The sequence below is a fragment of the Arthrobacter sp. CAN_A2 genome, assembly GCF_015752045.1.
Taxonomy (GTDB): domain Bacteria; phylum Actinomycetota; class Actinomycetes; order Actinomycetales; family Micrococcaceae; genus Arthrobacter_D.
The window spans coordinates 277,879-294,804 of sequence record NZ_JADOUS010000006.1; the positions used below are offsets into that span (position 1 = coordinate 277,879).

General features: G+C 69.5%; 21 protein-coding genes and 1 riboswitch. Of the genes, 10 read left to right on the forward strand and 11 right to left on the reverse strand.

What is annotated here, in order from left to right:
* Positions 1 to 61 precede the first annotated feature (61 nt).
* Positions 62 to 1,180 (reverse strand): alcohol dehydrogenase catalytic domain-containing protein, encoded by a 1,119-nt coding sequence (locus IWX63_RS10290; protein ID WP_199278109.1) that lies wholly within the window; start codon positions 1,178 to 1,180, stop codon positions 62 to 64.
* A 118-nt stretch (positions 1,181 to 1,298) separates the two neighbouring features.
* Here IWX63_RS10290 and IWX63_RS10295 point away from each other — a divergent pair, with 118 nt between their 5' ends.
* Entirely contained in the window at positions 1,299 to 2,495 is a 1,197-nt protein-coding gene (locus IWX63_RS10295) for a TerC family protein (RefSeq protein ID WP_199278063.1), read from the forward strand.
* A 3-nt stretch (positions 2,496 to 2,498) separates the two neighbouring features.
* Here IWX63_RS10295 and IWX63_RS10300 read toward each other — a convergent pair whose 3' ends face one another.
* The 6 genes from IWX63_RS10300 to IWX63_RS10325 form a co-directional block, all read right to left on the reverse strand.
* Complete coding sequence (locus IWX63_RS10300) at positions 2,499 to 2,870, reverse strand: hypothetical protein (RefSeq protein ID WP_199278064.1); 372 nt, start codon at positions 2,868 to 2,870, stop codon at positions 2,499 to 2,501.
* A 106-nt stretch (positions 2,871 to 2,976) separates the two neighbouring features.
* Positions 2,977 to 3,291, reverse strand: coding sequence for a DMT family transporter (locus IWX63_RS10305; protein WP_199278065.1), 315 nt, complete (start codon positions 3,289 to 3,291; stop codon positions 2,977 to 2,979).
* Positions 3,292 to 3,298: 7 nt separating this feature from the next.
* Positions 3,299 to 3,366: riboswitch (guanidine-III (ykkC-III) riboswitch) on the reverse strand.
* An 84-nt stretch (positions 3,367 to 3,450) separates the two neighbouring features.
* The gene (locus IWX63_RS10310; protein ID WP_199278066.1) at positions 3,451 to 5,088 is read right to left on the reverse strand and encodes an ABC-F family ATP-binding cassette domain-containing protein; all 1,638 of its coding nucleotides are present in this window, start codon (positions 5,086 to 5,088) and stop codon (positions 3,451 to 3,453) included.
* A 154-nt stretch (positions 5,089 to 5,242) separates the two neighbouring features.
* Complete coding sequence (locus IWX63_RS10315) at positions 5,243 to 5,464, reverse strand: hypothetical protein (protein WP_199278067.1); 222 nt, start codon at positions 5,462 to 5,464, stop codon at positions 5,243 to 5,245.
* A 144-nt stretch (positions 5,465 to 5,608) separates the two neighbouring features.
* Positions 5,609 to 6,016, reverse strand: coding sequence for a DUF302 domain-containing protein (locus tag IWX63_RS10320; protein ID WP_199278068.1), 408 nt, complete (start codon positions 6,014 to 6,016; stop codon positions 5,609 to 5,611).
* A 19-nt stretch (positions 6,017 to 6,035) separates the two neighbouring features.
* Positions 6,036 to 6,293 carry a metal-sensitive transcriptional regulator gene (locus IWX63_RS10325; RefSeq protein ID WP_043442018.1) on the reverse strand — a complete coding sequence of 86 codons (258 nt, stop codon included), beginning with the start codon at positions 6,291 to 6,293 and terminating at the stop codon, positions 6,036 to 6,038.
* A gap of 120 nt (positions 6,294 to 6,413) precedes the next feature.
* On the opposite strand from IWX63_RS10325, the gene IWX63_RS10330 reads away from it, so the two are divergent.
* Both IWX63_RS10330 and IWX63_RS10335 read left to right on the forward strand, forming a co-directional pair.
* Positions 6,414 to 7,094, forward strand: coding sequence for a rhodanese-like domain-containing protein (locus IWX63_RS10330; protein ID WP_199278069.1), 681 nt, complete (start codon positions 6,414 to 6,416; stop codon positions 7,092 to 7,094).
* A 142-nt stretch (positions 7,095 to 7,236) separates the two neighbouring features.
* Positions 7,237 to 8,184 (forward strand): ATP-grasp domain-containing protein, encoded by a 948-nt coding sequence (locus IWX63_RS10335; protein ID WP_199278070.1) that lies wholly within the window; start codon positions 7,237 to 7,239, stop codon positions 8,182 to 8,184.
* Between the two features lie 137 nt (positions 8,185 to 8,321).
* Here the strand turns inward: IWX63_RS10335 and IWX63_RS10340 are convergent, their stop codons facing one another.
* The gene (locus tag IWX63_RS10340; protein ID WP_334685789.1) at positions 8,322 to 9,515 is read right to left on the reverse strand and encodes a M14 family zinc carboxypeptidase; all 1,194 of its coding nucleotides are present in this window, start codon (positions 9,513 to 9,515) and stop codon (positions 8,322 to 8,324) included.
* A gap of 222 nt (positions 9,516 to 9,737) precedes the next feature.
* On the opposite strand from IWX63_RS10340, the gene IWX63_RS10345 reads away from it, so the two are divergent.
* The 3 genes from IWX63_RS10345 (at position 9,738) to IWX63_RS10355 (ending at position 11,733) form a co-directional block, all read left to right on the forward strand.
* Complete coding sequence (locus IWX63_RS10345; RefSeq protein WP_199278071.1) at positions 9,738 to 10,187, forward strand: ChaB family protein; 450 nt, start codon at positions 9,738 to 9,740, stop codon at positions 10,185 to 10,187.
* 77 nt (positions 10,188 to 10,264) lie between these two features.
* Positions 10,265 to 11,317: an iron-siderophore ABC transporter substrate-binding protein gene (locus IWX63_RS10350; protein WP_199278072.1), complete on the forward strand. Its 1,053-nt coding sequence runs from the start codon at positions 10,265 to 10,267 to the stop codon at positions 11,315 to 11,317.
* Between the two features lie 92 nt (positions 11,318 to 11,409).
* Positions 11,410 to 11,733 (forward strand): PRC-barrel domain-containing protein, encoded by a 324-nt coding sequence (locus IWX63_RS10355; RefSeq protein ID WP_199278073.1) that lies wholly within the window; start codon positions 11,410 to 11,412, stop codon positions 11,731 to 11,733.
* Between the two features lie 63 nt (positions 11,734 to 11,796).
* Here IWX63_RS10355 and IWX63_RS10360 read toward each other — a convergent pair whose 3' ends face one another.
* Both IWX63_RS10360 and IWX63_RS10365 read right to left on the reverse strand, forming a co-directional pair.
* On the reverse strand, positions 11,797 to 12,066 hold the full coding sequence (locus tag IWX63_RS10360; protein ID WP_199278074.1) for a DUF6480 family protein: 270 nt from the start codon (positions 12,064 to 12,066) through the stop codon (positions 11,797 to 11,799).
* 96 nt (positions 12,067 to 12,162) lie between these two features.
* Positions 12,163 to 12,516 (reverse strand): hypothetical protein, encoded by a 354-nt coding sequence (locus IWX63_RS10365; RefSeq protein WP_199278075.1) that lies wholly within the window; start codon positions 12,514 to 12,516, stop codon positions 12,163 to 12,165.
* Between the two features lie 219 nt (positions 12,517 to 12,735).
* On the opposite strand from IWX63_RS10365, the gene IWX63_RS10370 reads away from it, so the two are divergent.
* Positions 12,736 to 13,356 (forward strand): GNAT family N-acetyltransferase, encoded by a 621-nt coding sequence (locus IWX63_RS10370; RefSeq protein ID WP_199278076.1) that lies wholly within the window; start codon positions 12,736 to 12,738, stop codon positions 13,354 to 13,356.
* A gap of 64 nt (positions 13,357 to 13,420) precedes the next feature.
* Here IWX63_RS10370 and IWX63_RS10375 read toward each other — a convergent pair whose 3' ends face one another.
* On the reverse strand, positions 13,421 to 14,791 hold the full coding sequence (locus tag IWX63_RS10375; protein ID WP_199278077.1) for a dihydrolipoyl dehydrogenase family protein: 1,371 nt from the start codon (positions 14,789 to 14,791) through the stop codon (positions 13,421 to 13,423).
* A gap of 154 nt (positions 14,792 to 14,945) precedes the next feature.
* On the opposite strand from IWX63_RS10375, the gene IWX63_RS10380 reads away from it, so the two are divergent.
* The 3 genes from IWX63_RS10380 to IWX63_RS16940 all read left to right on the forward strand — a co-directional run.
* Entirely contained in the window at positions 14,946 to 15,341 is a 396-nt protein-coding gene (locus IWX63_RS10380; protein WP_199278078.1) for a hypothetical protein, read from the forward strand.
* A gap of 350 nt (positions 15,342 to 15,691) precedes the next feature.
* The gene (locus tag IWX63_RS10385; RefSeq protein WP_199278079.1) at positions 15,692 to 16,735 is read left to right on the forward strand and encodes an NAD(P)-dependent alcohol dehydrogenase; all 1,044 of its coding nucleotides are present in this window, start codon (positions 15,692 to 15,694) and stop codon (positions 16,733 to 16,735) included.
* Between the two features lie 46 nt (positions 16,736 to 16,781).
* A partial coding sequence (locus IWX63_RS16940) for a transposase (RefSeq protein WP_442859120.1) occupies positions 16,782 to 16,926 on the forward strand: 145 nt, incomplete at its 3' end.

Consider the following 16,926-nt stretch of genomic DNA (forward strand, 5'->3'; position numbering starts at 1 on the left):
GATAGACGTGCCGACCACATGGTAAGCACGCTTCGCAGGGTGCTGCGAACAGGCCACCGCCCTAGCGGAGCGTGAAGATCCGCCGTACCACCCTGCCCTCGGCGAGCGCATCGAGGCTCTCGTTGAGGTCCTCGAGCGGCCGGGTGTCCGTGTGGAGCAGCTCGACGGGCAGGCGCCCCTGCCGCCACAGCTCCAGGTAGGCGAGGATGTCCCGCTCCGGGACGGCGTCCCCCATGTAGGACCCGAGCAGCCGCCGTCCGAGCCCGGCGAACTGGAGGGCCTGGGTGGAGATCTCCTGGTCCGGATGGGGCAGGCCCACGGACACGAGGGCGCCACCCCGGGAGAGCAGCTGCAGGCCCGCCTCCATGACGCGGGCGCTCCCCACCGCCTCGATCACGACGTCGGTCCCGCCGTCCGTCGCGCGACCCACCAGGTCGGCGGCCTCCTCCGGCGCACCCGCGTGCTGCGCACCGCAGCGCAGGCCGAGCTCCTGCTTGGCGGGGAGCGGGTCGATCGCGATGACGGTGGTGCCGGGGATCTGGGCCGCGGCCATCACGGCCATGAGGCCCACCGCGCCGAGGCCGAAGACGACGACCGACTGTCCCTCCCGGACGGCGGCCGTGTTCAGGACGGCGCCGATCCCGGTCAGGGCCGCGCAGCCGAACATCGCCGCGACGTCGAAGGGGACGTCGTCGTCGATCACGACGACCGATTCACGGGCCACGACGGCGTACTCCGCGAACGCGGAGACGCCCAGGTGGTGGTTGACGCGGCCGCCGTCGGCGTCGCGCAGCAGGGCCGGCCCGTGCAGCAGGTCGCCGCTGCCGTTGGACTCCGCGCCCCGGTAGCAGAGCGCCGGACGCCCGGCCGAGCAGGCACGGCATCGTCCGCAGGCGGGCACGAAGACGAGCACCACATGGTCGCCGACCCGCACGTCGCCGACATCCTCGCCGATGCCCTCGACGACGCCGGTCGCCTCATGGCCGAGCGCCATCGGCAGCGGGCGGACGCGGGACCCGTTGATGACGGACAGGTCGGAGTGGCACAGGCTCGCGCGGGCGATCCGCACGAGCACCTCGCCTCGCCGCGGCGCAGGGACCGGAAGCGATTCCAGGGACAGCGGGGTGCTCTCCGCGTAGGGAACGGGCAGTTCGGCGGCGCGGAGAACCGCGGCGCGCATCATCGGGCTCATGGCATCCCTCGTCATAAAGGTACGGACTGCGCCAGTCTAGGGGCGTGCCCGTACCGTTAGCGGGACAATCGAGGACCATCACCAACGACGGCGGGAGATGCGCGGCATGGAAGTACCGTTCTACGTCTGGGTCGGCACCATGATCGGTATCGTCGGGCTGCTGCTGTTCGACTTCTTCTTCCACGTGCGCAAGGCGCACAGTCCCACGCTGCGCGAGTCCGCGATCTGGTCCTCGATCTACGTGGGCATCGCGCTGCTGTTCGGCATCGGGGTGCTGGTGTTCGGCGGGGCGACCATGGGCACCGAGTACTTCGCCGGCTACGTCACGGAGAAGGCACTCTCCGTGGACAACCTGTTCGTCTTCCTCATCATCATGGCGAGCTTCAAGGTGCCCCGCGCCGACCAGCAGAAGGTGCTGCTCTTCGGCATCGTCTTCGCGCTGATCGCCCGCACGGGATTCATCTTCCTCGGCGCCGCGCTGATCAACAGCTTCGCCTGGGTGTTCTACATCTTCGGCCTGATCCTCCTGCTCACCGCGGGCAACCTGCTGAAGCCGGACGCACACGACGACGACGGCGACAGCCTCATCATCCGGCTCGCGAAGCGCCTCCTCCCCGCGTCCGAGCACTACGACGGCGACAAGCTGTTCACCATCGAGAACGGCAAGCGCGTCCTGACCCCGATGCTGCTGGTCATGATCGCGATCGGCGCCACGGACATCCTCTTCGCCCTCGACTCCATCCCCGCGATCTTCGGGCTGACCCAGAACACGTTCATCGTGTTCACCGCCACGGCCTTCTCGCTCATGGGCCTGCGGCAGTTGTACTTCCTGATCGACGAACTGCTGGACCGCCTGATCTACCTCTCCTACGGCCTCGCCGTGATCCTCGGGTTCATCGGCGTGAAGCTCATCCTCCACGCCCTGCACGAGAACACCCTGCCGTTCATCAACGACGGCGAGCACGTCCAGGTGGTCGAGATCAGTACCGGGCTCTCCCTGAGCGTGATCCTCGGAGTGCTGATCGTGACCGTGCTGGCCTCGGTCCTGAGCCCGAAGGGGCGGGCGAAGAACGCCATCTCCGGGGCGAAGCGGCACGCCACCGAGTACCTGGACCTCAACTACGAGACCGGCATCGCCGAGCGCGAGAAGATCTTCGCCCGGCTGTGCGCCGAGGAGGAGGGCCTGAAGACGCTGCCGGAGAAGTTCAAGCGCCTCATCCGGAACGAGACCGAGTTCCTGGAGCTGATCCGCAGGGCGCACGTCGAGCACGACGCCGCGCTCGAGCGGGAACCGGGCCGGTAGGCCCTACGCCCGCCCGTCCGCGGCGAAGCGGCCCGGGGCACCGCTGTCCAGGATCCCGCCGAGCAGTTCCGGCGGGGCCCCGGGCGGCAGCGGGATGCCGCCCCGGAGGGCTCCTGCCGCGTTCGTGGGACCCTTCCACGGGTAGGGGGCACGGTTGAAGCGGGACTCCTCGGCAGGGAGGACGTCGTCGATCAGTTCGTTGACGGCCTGGGAGACGAGGTCGGCGTCCTCGGCGTCGAGGCCGAGGATCCCGTGGAGGTACGCGTCGAACTCGAAGTAGTCGACAGCGCCCCCCATGGCGCAGCAGTGCATCCACGTCCCGTAGACGGAGAGTCCCGCGAACTCCATGGCCATCAGCGTGTCCTTGTGCTGCATCCAGCTCAACCCCCAGTCGTGGCCCCCGACTGAGCCTCCACCGATCCTGCCGGACCAACGTCAACTGAACCGGGCGTTCAGTCTCAGTTTTGACGCAAGGGAAGGCTCAGTGCGCGACTTTCAGCCCGATCACGCCACCGATGATCATCAGCAGGAACACGACCTTCAGGAGTGACGCCGGCTCCGTGCCGGTCGCCATCGCATACACGACGGTCAGCGACGCGCCGATGCCCACCCAGACCGCATACGCGGTCCCGATGGGCAGGGTCCGCATCGCGTAGGCCAGGCCGGCCATGCTCGCGGCGATGGCGACGCCGAACACCACGGTCGGCGCCAGGCGGCTGAAGCCCTCCGATCTGCCGAGGGCTGTCGCCCACACGGCTTCGAGGACTCCGGAGATTACAAGGACGATCCAGGCCATGACTCTCTCTGGGCCGTCTTGTCGCACACCGGGTACGGCACCCCTCGTCCGGGAAGCAGCATGACGCGCTCCAGCACCCATGCTGTCACGGATGCGGGGTCGGGGGAGCGCCCGCCCGGTTCGTGCGGGGGTGCTCCGGCCCGGGTAGGGTGCCGGGGATCAGCCGACGGTGACCCTGCCGTCGTCGACCTGCCAGCGCTCGTCGAGGCGCACGTTCTCCAGCAGCCGGCGGTCATGGGTGACCAGCAGGAGCGCGCCCGTGTAGGACTCGAGAGCGTCCTCCAGCTGCTCGATCGCCGGCAGGTCGAGGTGGTTCGTCGGCTCGTCCAGGACCAGGAGGTTCACGCCGCGGGCCTGCAGCAGGGCCAGCCCGGCGCGGGTCCGCTCGCCGGGGGAGAGGGAGCCGACGGCGGCGCGCACCTGGTCGGCCTTCAACCCGAACTTCGCGAGCAGGGTCCGGACCTCGACCTGCGACATCTCCGGCACCAGCGACTCGAAGGCCGTGCCGAGTGGGAGGGCATCCTCGAGCTGCCCGCGGGCCTGGTCGATCTCGCCGACGGCCACACTGGAGCCGAGGGTGCTCGCGCCGTCGTCGGGCTGCTGATGGCCGAGCAGGAGGCGCAGGAGCGTGGACTTCCCGGCCCCGTTGGGGCCGGTGATCCCGATGCGCTCACCCGCGTTCACCTGGACCGAGACGGGCCCGAGGGTGAAGGCGCCCTGCGTGACGGAGGCGTTGTTCAGGGTGGCGACGACGGAGCTCGAGCGCGGTGCCGCGCCGATGGTGAACTGCAGCAGCCACTCCTTGCGGGGTTCCTCGACCTCGTCCAGCCGGGCGATGCGCGATTCCATCTGGCGGACCTTCTGCGCCTGCTTCTCGGAGGACTCGGCGCTCGCCTTCCGGCGGATCTTGTCGTTGTCGGGATTCTTCTTCATCGCGTTCCGGACCCCCTGCGAGCTCCACTCGCGCTGCGTCCGGGCCCGGCCCACGAGGTCCTGCTTCTTGTCCGCGTACTCCTCGTAGGCCTCGCGGGCGTGCCGACGCGCCACGGCGCGCTCCTCCAGGAAGGCGTCGTACCCGCCGTCGTACACCGCCACCCTGTTCTGGGCGAGGTCCAGTTCGACGACGGTGGTCACGCAGCGCGCCAGGAACTCGCGGTCGTGCGAGACGAGGACCACGCCGCCGCGCAGGTTCTGGATGAACGATTCCAGGCGGTCCAGGCCGGCGAGGTCCAGGTCGTTGGTGGGCTCGTCGAGGAGCACGATGTCGAAGCGGCTCAGCAGCAGGGCGGCCAGCGCCACCCGCGCGAGCTGCCCCCCGGACAGGGCGGTGGTGGGGGTGGCCGGGTCGAGGCCTCCGGCGACGTCGGCCAGGACGGCCGGCATGCGGTCCTCGAGGTCCACGCCCCCGGAGGACATCCAGTGATCGAGGGCCAGGGCATAGGCGTCGTCGGCGCCCCTCACGTCGCCTCCGAGCGCATCGGCCGCGTCCTCCATGGCCAGGGTCGCCGCCGTCGTGCCGGTCCGCCGGCCGATGTAGGCGGCCACCGTCTCGTTCGCGACGCGCTCGTGCTCCTGCGGGAGCCAGCCCACGAAGGCATCGGCCGGGGTGGTCCGGACGGTGCCGGCGAGCGGGGTGTCCGCCCCGGCGAGGAGGCGCAGGAGCGTGGTCTTGCCGGCGCCGTTGGCCCCCACGACGCCGACGACGTCGCCCGGCGAGACGGTGAGGTCGAGCTTCGAGAAGAGGGTTCGGTGGGCGTGGCCCCCGGACAGGTCCTTCGCCACGAGGGTTGCAGTCATCCCTCCAGTCTAGGAGGGACGGGCCTGCCCGCCCGTGCCGGTCCGACGACTCGGCTCCGGCCCATCGACGCGGCCCGGTGGGTGGGCATGAATCCGGATGCCCGTCGGGAGGGGTCCGTCAGCGAGCAGAACGGCCTCTCCGGGGCGACGCGGCTCAGGCCGCGACGTGCCAGATGCTGTACTCGTCGAGGTGGAGGATGGCACGGTGCCCGGCGAGGTCGTCGCGGATCCAGACGACGCCGAGGGAGGGAGCGGCGTCCTCGACACACCCGCGGTAGTGCACTTCGTTCCTGCGGCGGGCTTCGACGATCGCCCCCGGTGCCAGCGCGCAGAGATCGAGGATGCGGGCGGTGGTGCGGGTGGCGAGGGCGGTCATCGGTGCTCCTTGGTGATCCAGGGGTCGCGGCCCGTTGAGACGGCGGGCTACCTCCATGATTCGGGAGCGGTATTGCGGGCGTGTTTCCGGGACGTTTACTTCTCGACGCCGGCGGGCCGGGACGCGGGGCGGCCCGGCTACCGGTCAGGAAGCGAGATCCGCCAGGGCTTTGCCGAGACGGGCGTCCGCGTCGTCGGCCACCGCTCCGACCGCCGGGCTCCCGCTGAGCTGGACCATGGTCTGCGGGTCGATGGCCTCGATCGTGGTCTCCTGCTCGTCCCGGCCGCGCCGGACGACGACGTTGCAGGGCAGGAGCGCACCCATCGAGGGTTCCGCTGCGAGGGCCCGGCTCGCGAGGGCGGGGTTGCAGGCACCGAGGATGATGTAGTCACCGACCGCATCGGCGGCCTCCGCCCCGAGTTTGGTCGCGAAGGTGGCCCGCACGTCGATCTCGGTGAGGATCCCGAATCCCTGCTCCTTCAGTGCTTCCCTGGTGCGGCGTACCGCCTCGTCCCAGGGCAGGGGGACGGCGATGGAACGGGTGTACGTCACGGGTGGCTCCTTCTTCGGATCAGGCGAGCGTGAGGAACAGCTTCTCGAGCTCCTTCTTGTCCAGACTGGTGTCCTCGCGGACGATGCACTGCTCGAGGCCGCTGGCGATCACGGCGAATCCGGCCCGGTCGAGGGCCTTCGACACAGCGGCGAGCTGGGTGACGACGTCCTTGCAGTCCCTCCCTTCCTCGAGCATGCGGGTGACCGCGGCAAGCTGCCCCTGGGCACGCTTGAGGCGGTTGATGACGGGAGTCATTTCGGTCGGGTCGAGCTGCATGGTCTTCTCCAGAAGTCGGGATTACCTGTCCAGCGTATACCCCTATGGGTATTTTGACACCTCGCCGGGGATGGGAAACACTCCTGGGGTACATCTTTTCGATCCGACCGAGAGGCTCCCATGAGCACCCCCTCCCCTGTGAACCCCGCCGTGCCCGCCGCGTCGGAGGCGACGTCCCCGACCACGGTGACGGCGCTGTCTCCCGGGACGCTGCGGCACTGGGTGGCCGAGCACGAGGATCTCGTGGTGATCGATGTGCGGTCCGCGGCGGAGTTCGAGTCACTGCACATCCACGGCTCCTACAACGTCCCGCTGCCACTCCTGTCGGAACACGCCGACGAGCTCGCCGCACGCCTGGGGAGCCGGGTCGTGCTGGCCTGCCAGTCCGGCGTCCGCGCCGAGCAGGCACGCCAGAAGCTGGCCGCGTCGGGCATCGACACGGCCCACGTCCTGACGGGCGGGGTACCCGGGTACGCCGCGGTCGGCGGCGACGTCGTGCGGGGTGGCGGTCGATGGGACCTCGAGCGCCAGGTCCGCATGGCCGCCGGCTCCCTCGTCATCGTCGGCCTCGCCGGCGGACGCTTCGTGTCCCCGAAGATCCGGGCGCTGGCGGGCGTCATCGGCACCGGCCTGACGTTCTCGGCCGCGACGAACACGTGCGCGATGGGCCGCGCCCTGTCCGCGATGCCCTGGAACAGGGCGGCCCAGGAACCCACTCGCGAATCCGTGATCCTGTCCCTGCCCACCGCCGGCGCGGGCGCCGCGGATGCCGACGCCGACCAACAGTCCGATGCTGCATGAGCGCACTCCTGATCATCGTCCCGGCCCTGTCGAGCCTCATCGGCCTGTCCCGGGAGTCCTCGGCGGGGCGAATGCCGGAATAGGTGCCCCTGGCCACGGGTTATCCGGACAGGTCCATCGATTCCCCCAGGAGGTCCCGCACGTGACGACGGTCTACGCCCTGCACGAGAACCCCGAATGGTTCCCTCCGTTCGCCCGCGCGTTCGAAGCCGAGGGCGTCGAGGTGGTCGAGTGGCTGCTCACGGACGGCGTACTGGACCTCGATGCCGTGCCGCCGGAGGGCATCTTCTGGTCGCGCATCAGCGCCTCCGCCCACACCCGCGACCACGGCCTGTCGAAGGACTACGCGCGGTCCGTCCTCTCCTGGCTCGAGGCGCACGGGCGCCGCACGGTGAACGGCCGCCGCGTCCTCGAACTCGAGATGAGCAAGGTGGACCAGCTGACCGCCCTGAAGGCCGCAGGCATCGACACCCCGCGCACGGTCGCCGCCGTCGGACGCGACCGCATCGTCGAGGCGGCGCAGGGTTTCGCGACCCCGTTCATCGTCAAGCACAATCAGGGCGGCAAGGGCCTCGGGGTGCGGAAGTTCGACTCCCACGAGGAGCTCGCCGAGTACGTGGGGTCGAGCGGGTTCGAGGAGCCGCAGGACGGCATCACGCTCGTCCAGGAATTCATCCAGGCCGCCGAACCCTTCATCACCCGGGCGGAGATCGTGGGCGGGACGTTCGTCTACGCGATCAAGGCCGACACGGCGCGCGGCGGCTTCCAGCTGTGCCCCGCGGACGCCTGCGCGATCGACCCGGTAACCGGCAGGCCGATCATGCCCCCGGGGGCCACCATCGCGCCCGAACCCGGCCAGCAGCTCTTCAGCCTCCGGGAGGGGTTCGACCATCCGGTGATCGCACAGTTCGAGGACTTCGCGCGGCGCACCGGCCTGGAGGTCTGCGGCATCGAGTTCATCGAGACCGCGGACGGTCGCATCCTCACCTACGACGTGAACACCAACACGAACTACAACGCCGCGGTGGAGGCGGTGGCCCCGAAGTCCGCACCCCGCGAGCTTGTGCGGTACCTCGCGACGCTCGGCTGACGCCGTCGTTCGTTGCGGCGCCGACCGGAAGCGGCCTCCTGACCGCCGCGCGCGATGGACCTCAGCCCCCTCCTGCCGAACACGACGACGGTGCCCCCGCGCTGCGCGGGGGCACCGTCGTCGTGCGTGTCCGGAGACTACGGAGTGACGGGGATGGTGCCCGCGTAGTCCGTGCTGTAGCCGGTGACCGGTGCGTGCGGGATCTCCTCCCAGACCTCCGGATCCGTCTGCTGCACCTCGCCGTTGGCGAGGCCGGTGAGCAGCGTGCGCATGGCCAGGATGTTCTGCTGGATGCTCTTGCCGCGCGCCTTCTGGCCCAGTGAACCGTCGCTCGTGTTACCCGAGGTCTCGAAGAACACCACCGGGTTCGAGTGGCCCTCCGGGTTCAGGCCCTGGTAGTCCAGCCCGAGCATCATGGCCGAGACCACGCCGCCCTTGATGTCGATCTCGAGGCTTCCACCGACCTGGTACCGATCCATCGTGATGAAGCCCGAACCTTTCAGTTCCTGATAGACGTAGCCGTGCATCTGGCGTGTCAGGATGTCATAGCTGCCGCCCTCGAGCGTGGGCAGCGTGGGGCCGCCCGGCGCCAGGGAGATGCCGAGCGAGAGGGTGACGTCGTCACTCGTGCCGTATTGCTGCTTGAGGCCCTGGTGATGGATGTCGATCCCGTAGTCGGGGTCCACCATGGTCCAGTACTCGTAGAACGCCAGCGATTCGCGGGCCTGGAATTTGCCCGCCACCCAGTCGCGATTCAGGTCGACGATGAGGTCCTGGCCTTTCGCGTCCTTTCGGGGAGCGTTCGCTGCCGTGTCCCAGAGGACCGTCTGGCGGATGTTGAGTTCGCTGCCGTCCGGGTTGTACATGGGAATGAAGTGGATGGTGAAGGCCTCGCGGATCTCCTCGTACTCCGGTGAACCATTGGTCCCGAGGTCCTTGAGGAGACTCAGGATGGACTCGGCACCGTATGGCTCATTGCCGTGGATGCGACCCTGCACCCACACGTCCTTGGGGCCGGTGCCGACCGTCGCCACGTACAGATCCCGGCCCTGCTCGCTGGTGGCGACGCTCGTGCCCGCCTCCTCGAGCGTGAAGACGTCCACACCGTAGCGGGAGGTCTTCTCGATCTTCTCCAGTTCGGTGACCGTATCCGCGTAGGTCAGGATGCTGGCGGTGCTGGTGTTGCCCTCCGGTGACGGGAAGTTCCCCTTCGCCTGGGCGGGGCCCGAGGTCAGCAGCGGCAGCGCGAGGAGTGCTGCCAGGCTGAGCGCGAGGGTCCTGTTCCTCGCCCTGCCGATCGTGCGTGGTGACGTGGTAGTGCTCCGAATCACGAATATCCTCCATTGGCGTAGGTGATGGACCAGCGCCGGGGACCACGCCGCACCACATCGTGCGGTTGGCAGTACCCAATGGCTGGTGCGCTTCACCGTACCGGCGACGGTCATGGATGGATAGATGGTGACCACATGGCGGCCCGACTGCCTGCGGTAGCGTGCTCGTACACGCCCGCCGCCCAGCCGGGGCGGCAGCGCCCCACCCGGAAGGATGCAGCAATGGCCCGATTCACGAAGGACGGCAAGGTCGAGTCCGAGACGCTCCCGAGCACGCTGCAGCGCTCCGACGAGAAGGCCCAGGACACGTTCGCCGCGACCCTCGACTCCGCGGAGGAGCAGTACGGCGACGGCGAACGGGCGCGCCGCACGGCTTTCGCCTCCCTGAAGCACGGCTTCGAGAAGGTGGGCGACCACTGGGAGCCCAAGGAGGAGAAGGGCCCCTCGGACGAGCAGGCCGCCGGTCGCCGGGCCGACGGCGGGCGCACGTCGGGCGGGGTCGATGCGAACTCGTCCAAGGAGCATCTCTACGCCCTGGCCAGGAAGCTGGACGTACCGGGCCGGTCCGGGATGTCGAAGGCCGAACTCGTCGACGCTCTCCAGAAGGCGAACGACCGCGAGACGCGCAAGGCCCGCGAGGACCGACCATTACGCAACGAAAGTATTTCTTAATTACTGTCAGCTTAGGCTAGCCTTACTTCTGTCCCGTCCCCCGGCCTCCTTCAGGGCCGCAGAAGTCAAGGAATCTCATGGCCCCCACACGCCTCCGCAGCCTCGTGGCCGCTGCCGCGATCGCCGTCCTGTCCCTCACCGCCTGCTCCACCGGCCCCGCCGACAGTGGATCCGCAGCCGACGGCTCCACGGCGTCCGCTGATGCCGGGGCCTTCCCGGTGACCATCGACCACGCCTTCGGCGAGACCACCCTCGCCGAGCAGCCCGAACGGGTGGCGACGGTGTCCTGGGTGAACGCGGATGTGTCCCTGGCGCTCGGCGTCGTGCCCGTGGGGATGCCCGCCGACACCTACGGCGGCAACGAGAACCAGTCCACCCCCTGGAAGGACGCCCGGCTCGAGGAACTCGATGCCGCCATCGGCACCGCGAATGCCCCTGTCCAGTACTCCGAGACCGACGGCATCGCCTTCGACGACATCGCCGCCACCGACCCCGACGTCATCCTCGCGGCGTACTCCGGGCTCTCCCAGGAGGACTACGACACCCTGAGCAAGATCGCCCCCGTCGTGGCCTACCCGGAGGTCCCCTACGGCACCGCGTGGCAGGACTCCACGCGCATCATCGGCAAGGCGCTGGGCCTGTCCGACGACGCGGAGCAGCTCGTGGCCGAGACGGAGCAGACCATCGCGGACGCCGCCGCCGAGTACCCGCAGCTTGACGGCAGGACCTTCATCTACGGCAACCTCGAGCCGGCCAGCGCCGACGGCGTCAGCATCTACACCGCCAACGACAACCGCCCGCGCTTCCTGACCGAGCTCGGCATGGTCCAGGCCGACGTCGTCACCGAGAACACGAAGGACTCCTCGGAATTCTTCATCCCGTGGTCGGCCGAGCGCGCCGACGAGCTGGACTCCGACCTCTTCGTGACCTGGGTCGCGGACGAGGCCACCAAGCAGGCCATCGCCGTCGATCCGCTCCTGAAGCAGATCCCCGCGGTCGGGAGCGGGGCGCTCGTGGCGGACAGCGACAACACGCTGACGCTGTCCATCTCCGCGGCCAACCCGCTGAGCCTGCCCTGGGCACTCGAGCGCTTCCTCCCCATGCTCGGTGAGGCCGCCGACAACGCGTGAGCGGAACCGCACTCCACGCGTCGATTGCCCCCGGGCGGTATCTGGGCTGGAATGGGGAACGACGCGAAGCTCCTCCAATGAAGGGAACACCCATGGCTGAGGCCGAAATCACGAAACTTCAGGCTGCGACGGCCTGGGACAGCAAGGGCAAGAAGCTCGGCGACGTCAACGACGTGCACCTCGAGAAGGAATCGGGGATCCCCGCCTGGGTCACGGTGTCGCTCGGACTGCTCAACTCGCGCAAGCACTACGTACCCCTGGCGAACTCGCGTTTCGAGGGTGACGATCTCCGCCTCGCCTGGACGAAGAAGGAGATCGTCGGCGCCCCCGGCGCCAACAGCAGCGTCGAACTCTCGCCGGAGGAGGAGGCGGCCCTGATCGACCACTACGGGCTGCGCGACGGCGCCGAGGCCTGATCACCGTTCCGGCACGACGAAGCCCCCGTCCACCGGACGGGGGCTTCGTCGTACCGAGTCCGCTCAGGTCAGGTTGAACAGCCCGATGATGTTGCCGACGATGAACAGCAGGACCAGCAGGACGACGACGGCGATGACGCCGATCCAGAGACCGGTGACGGCCTTCGACTGGGTCTTGTTCTCGATGGTCGGCTGCTGCCATGTGGTGCTGGCTTCGCCGGGAGGTGTCTCGCCCGGCGGGACGCCGCCCCCGGGCTCGAGGCCCGTCAGGTTCATCTCCTCCGGATCGGGGTTCCCCGCATTCGAGGGATCAGGGTTCTTTCGTTCGCTCATGCTGTCCTCCGCATCGTTGGCCGGGTGCTTCCCTCCCACCCTACGCACAGGATCATCAGTCTGCTTACTGATGTGTCCGGCGGCTTGCGCTTGCGCTCACTGCCCCACGCCGGTGGTGCTGCCGCCCGCGGGGTCGATGCGCCGGTCTGCTGCGCCGTGGCCTGACCCGCCGTCGTGTCCGGCGACGCCGTCGACCGGACGTGCAGGTGTCTCCGAGGGGGCCGAGGCCTGCTCCCCGGGAGTCCAGGACATGCTGATGTTCACGCCGTCCTCGGTGTCCTCCACGAAGAGCTGGAGGTCCTCGCCGATGAGGGCTTCGTCGTGCACGGTGTCTCCGGCCTCACGCGCCAGATCCGTCAAGCGGCTGATGGCCACCGCCATGGCGCGCCCCCAGTCGTGCGGATGCTTGCTCGTGGACTCCTCGGTCACGGTGAATTTCTTGTCGGTCATCGCCTCGCCATCCTGCCGATCGTCACCCAGCGCCCTTGCAATGTGGATGGCTGCAACAGTAGCAGTGCGCCACAGGGCCGGCACCCGACAATCGGCCCCGGCCGGGGGACAGGCTGCCGGCAGCGGGCCGCCCGGTCTTTTGGGGGTGGTACCGGTTAGCGTTCCACCTGCCACGGTCTAGCAGAAGGCTTCGGTTTCCTGACCATCATCGGATCTTCCATGCCAGAATCATCAACCGTTCCCGATGTCACCGGCGAAGCCGGTGGCCACGCACTGCACGCCGTGCCGGCAGGGCCGGCCGTCACCGACGACCCGGCCCCCGACGTCGTCGCGCCTCCCACGAAGCGGGAGCGCGAGGCGCAGTGGATGGAGGACGCCACGGTCTCCGACGTCGGCACCTTGTCCCTGGCCGATCTCCGCGTCCTCGCCGACAGGATGTTCCGCCTGCTCGACGCCGACTCCCCACCCCCGCAGGCCGGAGAGCGGTACGCGGCGGTGGTGGGCGAGATCGAGCACCGGGGCCGCCGGGCCGCCGCCCGCGGAGACGCGACCGTCTCCCGGCAGGTCTTCAAGGACTCGGCCTTCAGCTCGCGGTTCGAGCTGTTCGTCGACGGCGGCCTCGCCGCCTACCTCGAGTACTCGATGCTCGGCGGCGAGCTGACCCTGCGGGCGCTGGTCGAGATGCGGGGTTTCGAGCAGCGTGGCCTCGGCCCGGTCCTGATGCGGCGCGCGGTCCTGAGCGCCCACAAGCGCCGGCTCGACCTCGTCGCCGGATGCGCCGCGGCCCGGCGCTTCCTCGAGCAGAATCCCCAGTACCGGACGCTGACCCGCACCTCCTGACCCGGACGGCCGGGGCGCCTCCTTCCCCTCCACCCGCAGCGCGACTGCCGGGCGGGCCGGGGCGTCAGCCGTGGAGGCCGGCCCTGGCGGCCTGTCCGATGATCGCGCTGTACGTGGGGTACGCGAACTTCACCCGGGCCAGCGTCGCCAGGTCGGTGCCCGCCGCCATGGCGGCGGCCACCGCGGTGATGACCTCGACGGCGTTCTCGCCCACCGCGTGTGCGCCGAGGATCAGCTCGCGGCGCCGGTCGATCACGAGCTTGAGGAAGCCCTGCTCGCGGTCGTCGATGATGGGTCGCTCGACGGCAGCGTAGGGCACGGTGACGGCGTGGCACTCGGTGTCCCGTTGCCTCGCCTGGGCCTCCGTCAGTCCCACGCCCGCGTAGTCGGGGTCGGTGAACCCGCCCTCGGGCAGGAGATGGTGCGGCGTGGTGCGCATGGCCCCCATCACGGCGTTCTCGGCCGCCGTCTCACCCTCGAAGACGGCCGCCTGCACCAGCATGCTGCTGCCGTTCGCATCGCCCGCCACGAAGATGTGCGGCACGCTGGACCGCAGGTAGTCGTCCACCGGGATGAAGGAGCGGGTGGTCCGGACGCCCGCCGCGTCGAGGCCCAGCCCGGCGAGGTTCGCGGGCCAGCCGGCGGCCATGACGACGGCGTCCACGCTGAGGGACTCCGGCTCGTCGTCGCGCTGCCAGGTGAGCGTGAGGCCGTCGCCGTCCCGGCGGATGCCGTCGATACCGCTGATACCGGCCTCCACCCGGATACCCCTGGCACGGAAGCTGGCGGTGACGACGTCCGCGACGTCCTCGTCCTCCGTCATCAGGATCCGCGGTGCGACCTCGAGGAGGAGGACCTCCGAGCCCATGGCGTCGAAGATGGTGGTCATCTGCGCTCCGGTGTGGCCACCGCCGATGATCGCGACCGTGCCGGGCAGGGCCGGCAGGTCCAGTACCTCGTCCGGCAGGACGGCGAGCTCGGCCCCCTCGATCGGGAGGCGGCGGCCGCTGCCGCCGATGCACAGGATGATCGCGGCGGCGGTGATCTCCCGGCCGTCCACGACGACACTGTGCTCGCCGGTGAGTTCGGCGTCGCCCCCGATGAGGTCGATGGCGAGGCGTTCCATCGTGGGCCCATAGCCCTTGGCGTCGAGCACCCGGGCCACCGTGGCGCGCACCCGCTGCACCGTCTTGTCCCAGTCGACGGACGGTTCGGCGACGACGATCCCGTAGTCGTACGCCGTGCGGACCTCGCGGAACAGGCGGGCGGTCTTGGCGAGCACGCGGGTGGGGACGCACCCCGAGTTCACGCACGTCCCGCCGAGGGCGGAGCGTTCGACGACGGCGGTGCGCGCCCCGAGCTCCGCCGCACGCGTGGCGGCCGCCATGCCGGCGGGCCCCCCGCCGATCACGAGGACATCGAACGTGTAGTCCATGGAATGCTCCTTGAGGTCGTCCGGGGTGGTTCGTCCCATCCTCCACCGGATGCCGCCCGTGCCACAATGCGTCACCCGCCGCGTCAGTGGTCGGGGCCGCGCCGGTCCCTTGGCGCCTAGGATCGGACCTGGGGGTCGACACGAACGGATGCAGATGACCAGGGACGCGGGGGAGCAGGCCCGTTACACGCTCACGGACGACGGCGACTTCCTGCGCCTCGAGTGGGCGGCGGGGATCACGATCGGCGGTGATGACGTGCGCTCGACGATGGCGGCCGTGACGGCGGCGTCACCGCGGGGCAAGCGTCCGCTCCTGGTGAACATCGGGCTGGTCGACGCACTCACCCCGGAAGCCCGGCGTCTGCTCATCAAGGACACCTGCTCCCTGCGGACGGGCGTGATCGGGGTCGACGAGGTGAGCAGGGTCCTCACCGCCTTCAACTACCGGTCGGCTACACCGAGCCGGTATTTCGCGGAGGAATCGGCGGCCGTCGCCTGGCTGACCGGGCGTGCAGCGGAAGCGCTCCTCGCCGCAGCGCCTCCCGGCTGACGCGGGGCCGGGGCCGATCGGCGGCGGGACAGCATAGGGCACGAACGGGGCCGGCGTTGCAGGGAGCGGGCGGGCGCCCCGTGCGCCGGCGATCCGCCCTAACGTTGGAACAGTGAGAAACCACCAGGACGTCCATGACGTCCCCACTCCCGGGCGCGCCCGCACGGAGGTCCGCATCCGCCGGCAGCCCGCCTCGTGCGGCCCGACGTCCAGTGACCGCCGGACATCACCGCCGCCACCCCGCTCGGCAGGGTCCTCGAAGCACCCCTGATCCGCTCCCGGACGACAACCACCAGACCCCCCGGCCCGCAACCCTGCGAGCCGTGTCCCCGATCTCCCAGGAGAAACCCATGAAGACCGTCAAGGCCTACGCAGCACCGTCCGCCACGGACCCGCTCGTCCCCACGACCATCGAGCGGCGCGACGTCGGACCGAAGGACGTACTGATCAAGATCGCGTACGCCGGGGTCTGCCACTCCGACATCCACACGGTGCGCGGCGAGTGGGGCCCCCAGCAGTACCCGCTGACGGTCGGCCACGAGATCGTCGGCGTCGTCGAGGAAGCCGGCAGCGGGGCGACCCGCCACAAGGTCGGCGACCGCGTGGGCGTCGGCTGCATGGTGAACTCCTGCCGCGAGTGCTCGAACTGCCTGCAGGGGGAGGAACAGTACTGCCTCAACGGCAACGTCGGCACGTACGCGTCCGTCGATCGCGACGGCTCGATCACGCAGGGCGGCTACTCGACGCACATCGTGGTCGACGAGGACTTCGTCCTCACGGTGCCCGAGAGCATCCCCTACGAAGCCGCGGCACCCCTGCTCTGCGCGGGCATCACCACCTATTCGCCGCTGTCCCACTGGAACGCGGGTCCGGGCAAGAAGGTCGCGGTCGTCGGCATGGGCGGACTCGGCCACATGGCCGTCAAGATCGCCTCGGCGATGGGCGCAGAGGTCACCGTGCTCTCGCAGAGCCTCAGCAAGCAGGAGGACGGCAAGCGCTTCGGCGCCGAGCACTACTACGCCACCAGCGACCCGGACACGTTCAAGCAGCTCGAGAACACCTTCGACCTCATCATCAACACCGTGAGCGCCAAGATCGACCTGGACGCGCACCTCTCACTGCTCGGCCTGAACGGGACCATGGTCAACGTGGGCGCCCCGGCCGATGCCCTTCCCCTGCACGTGTTCACGCTGTTCAACCAGCGGCGCTCCTTCGCGGGATCGGGCATCGGCGGCATCCGCGAGACCCAGGAGATGCTCGATTTCTGCGCCGAGCACGGCATCGCGCCCGAGGTCGAGCTGATCTCCGCCGACGCCATCAACGAGGCCTACGAGCGTGTCCTGTCCTCCGACGTCCGCTACCGCTTCGTGATCGACACCGCCACCCTGGGCTAGGGCGTGTCTCCTAACCCCGAGGTGGGATGAACGAGATCATGGTGGGATGTCTCGTACTCGTAGTCTTTCGGATGCCGCGTGGGGGCGTTTGGAGCCGTTGATGCCGGTTGCTGCCCGGGCCGGGGGGCGCCCGTTCCAGGATCATCGTCGGGTGGTCGAGGGGATCATCTGGCGGTTCCGGACCGGGTCCC

What these genes read in the sequence shown, in the direction of transcription:
- IWX63_RS10290 (WP_199278109.1), bottom strand. Translation starts at nt 1,180, where the DNA reads ATGCGCGCCGCGGTTCTCCGCGCCGCCGAACTGCCCGTTCCCTACGCG.
- IWX63_RS10295 (WP_199278063.1), top strand. Translation starts at nt 1,299, where the DNA reads ATGGAAGTACCGTTCTACGTCTGGGTCGGCACCATGATCGGTATCGTC.
- IWX63_RS10300 (WP_199278064.1), bottom strand. Translation starts at nt 2,870, where the DNA reads ATGCAGCACAAGGACACGCTGATGGCCATGGAGTTCGCGGGACTCTCC.
- IWX63_RS10305 (WP_199278065.1), bottom strand. Translation starts at nt 3,291, where the DNA reads ATGGCCTGGATCGTCCTTGTAATCTCCGGAGTCCTCGAAGCCGTGTGG.
- IWX63_RS10310 (WP_199278066.1), bottom strand. Translation starts at nt 5,088, where the DNA reads ATGACTGCAACCCTCGTGGCGAAGGACCTGTCCGGGGGCCACGCCCAC.
- IWX63_RS10315 (WP_199278067.1), bottom strand. Translation starts at nt 5,464, where the DNA reads ATGACCGCCCTCGCCACCCGCACCACCGCCCGCATCCTCGATCTCTGC.
- IWX63_RS10325 (WP_043442018.1), bottom strand. Translation starts at nt 6,293, where the DNA reads ATGCAGCTCGACCCGACCGAAATGACTCCCGTCATCAACCGCCTCAAG.
- IWX63_RS10330 (WP_199278069.1), top strand. Translation starts at nt 6,414, where the DNA reads ATGAGCACCCCCTCCCCTGTGAACCCCGCCGTGCCCGCCGCGTCGGAG.
- IWX63_RS10345 (WP_199278071.1), top strand. Translation starts at nt 9,738, where the DNA reads ATGGCCCGATTCACGAAGGACGGCAAGGTCGAGTCCGAGACGCTCCCG.
- IWX63_RS10350 (WP_199278072.1), top strand. Translation starts at nt 10,265, where the DNA reads ATGGCCCCCACACGCCTCCGCAGCCTCGTGGCCGCTGCCGCGATCGCC.
- IWX63_RS10355 (WP_199278073.1), top strand. Translation starts at nt 11,410, where the DNA reads ATGGCTGAGGCCGAAATCACGAAACTTCAGGCTGCGACGGCCTGGGAC.
- IWX63_RS10360 (WP_199278074.1), bottom strand. Translation starts at nt 12,066, where the DNA reads ATGAGCGAACGAAAGAACCCTGATCCCTCGAATGCGGGGAACCCCGAT.
- IWX63_RS10365 (WP_199278075.1), bottom strand. Translation starts at nt 12,516, where the DNA reads ATGACCGACAAGAAATTCACCGTGACCGAGGAGTCCACGAGCAAGCAT.
- IWX63_RS10370 (WP_199278076.1), top strand. Translation starts at nt 12,736, where the DNA reads ATGCCAGAATCATCAACCGTTCCCGATGTCACCGGCGAAGCCGGTGGC.
- IWX63_RS10375 (WP_199278077.1), bottom strand. Translation starts at nt 14,791, where the DNA reads ATGGACTACACGTTCGATGTCCTCGTGATCGGCGGGGGGCCCGCCGGC.
- IWX63_RS10380 (WP_199278078.1), top strand. Translation starts at nt 14,946, where the DNA reads ATGACCAGGGACGCGGGGGAGCAGGCCCGTTACACGCTCACGGACGAC.
- IWX63_RS10385 (WP_199278079.1), top strand. Translation starts at nt 15,692, where the DNA reads ATGAAGACCGTCAAGGCCTACGCAGCACCGTCCGCCACGGACCCGCTC.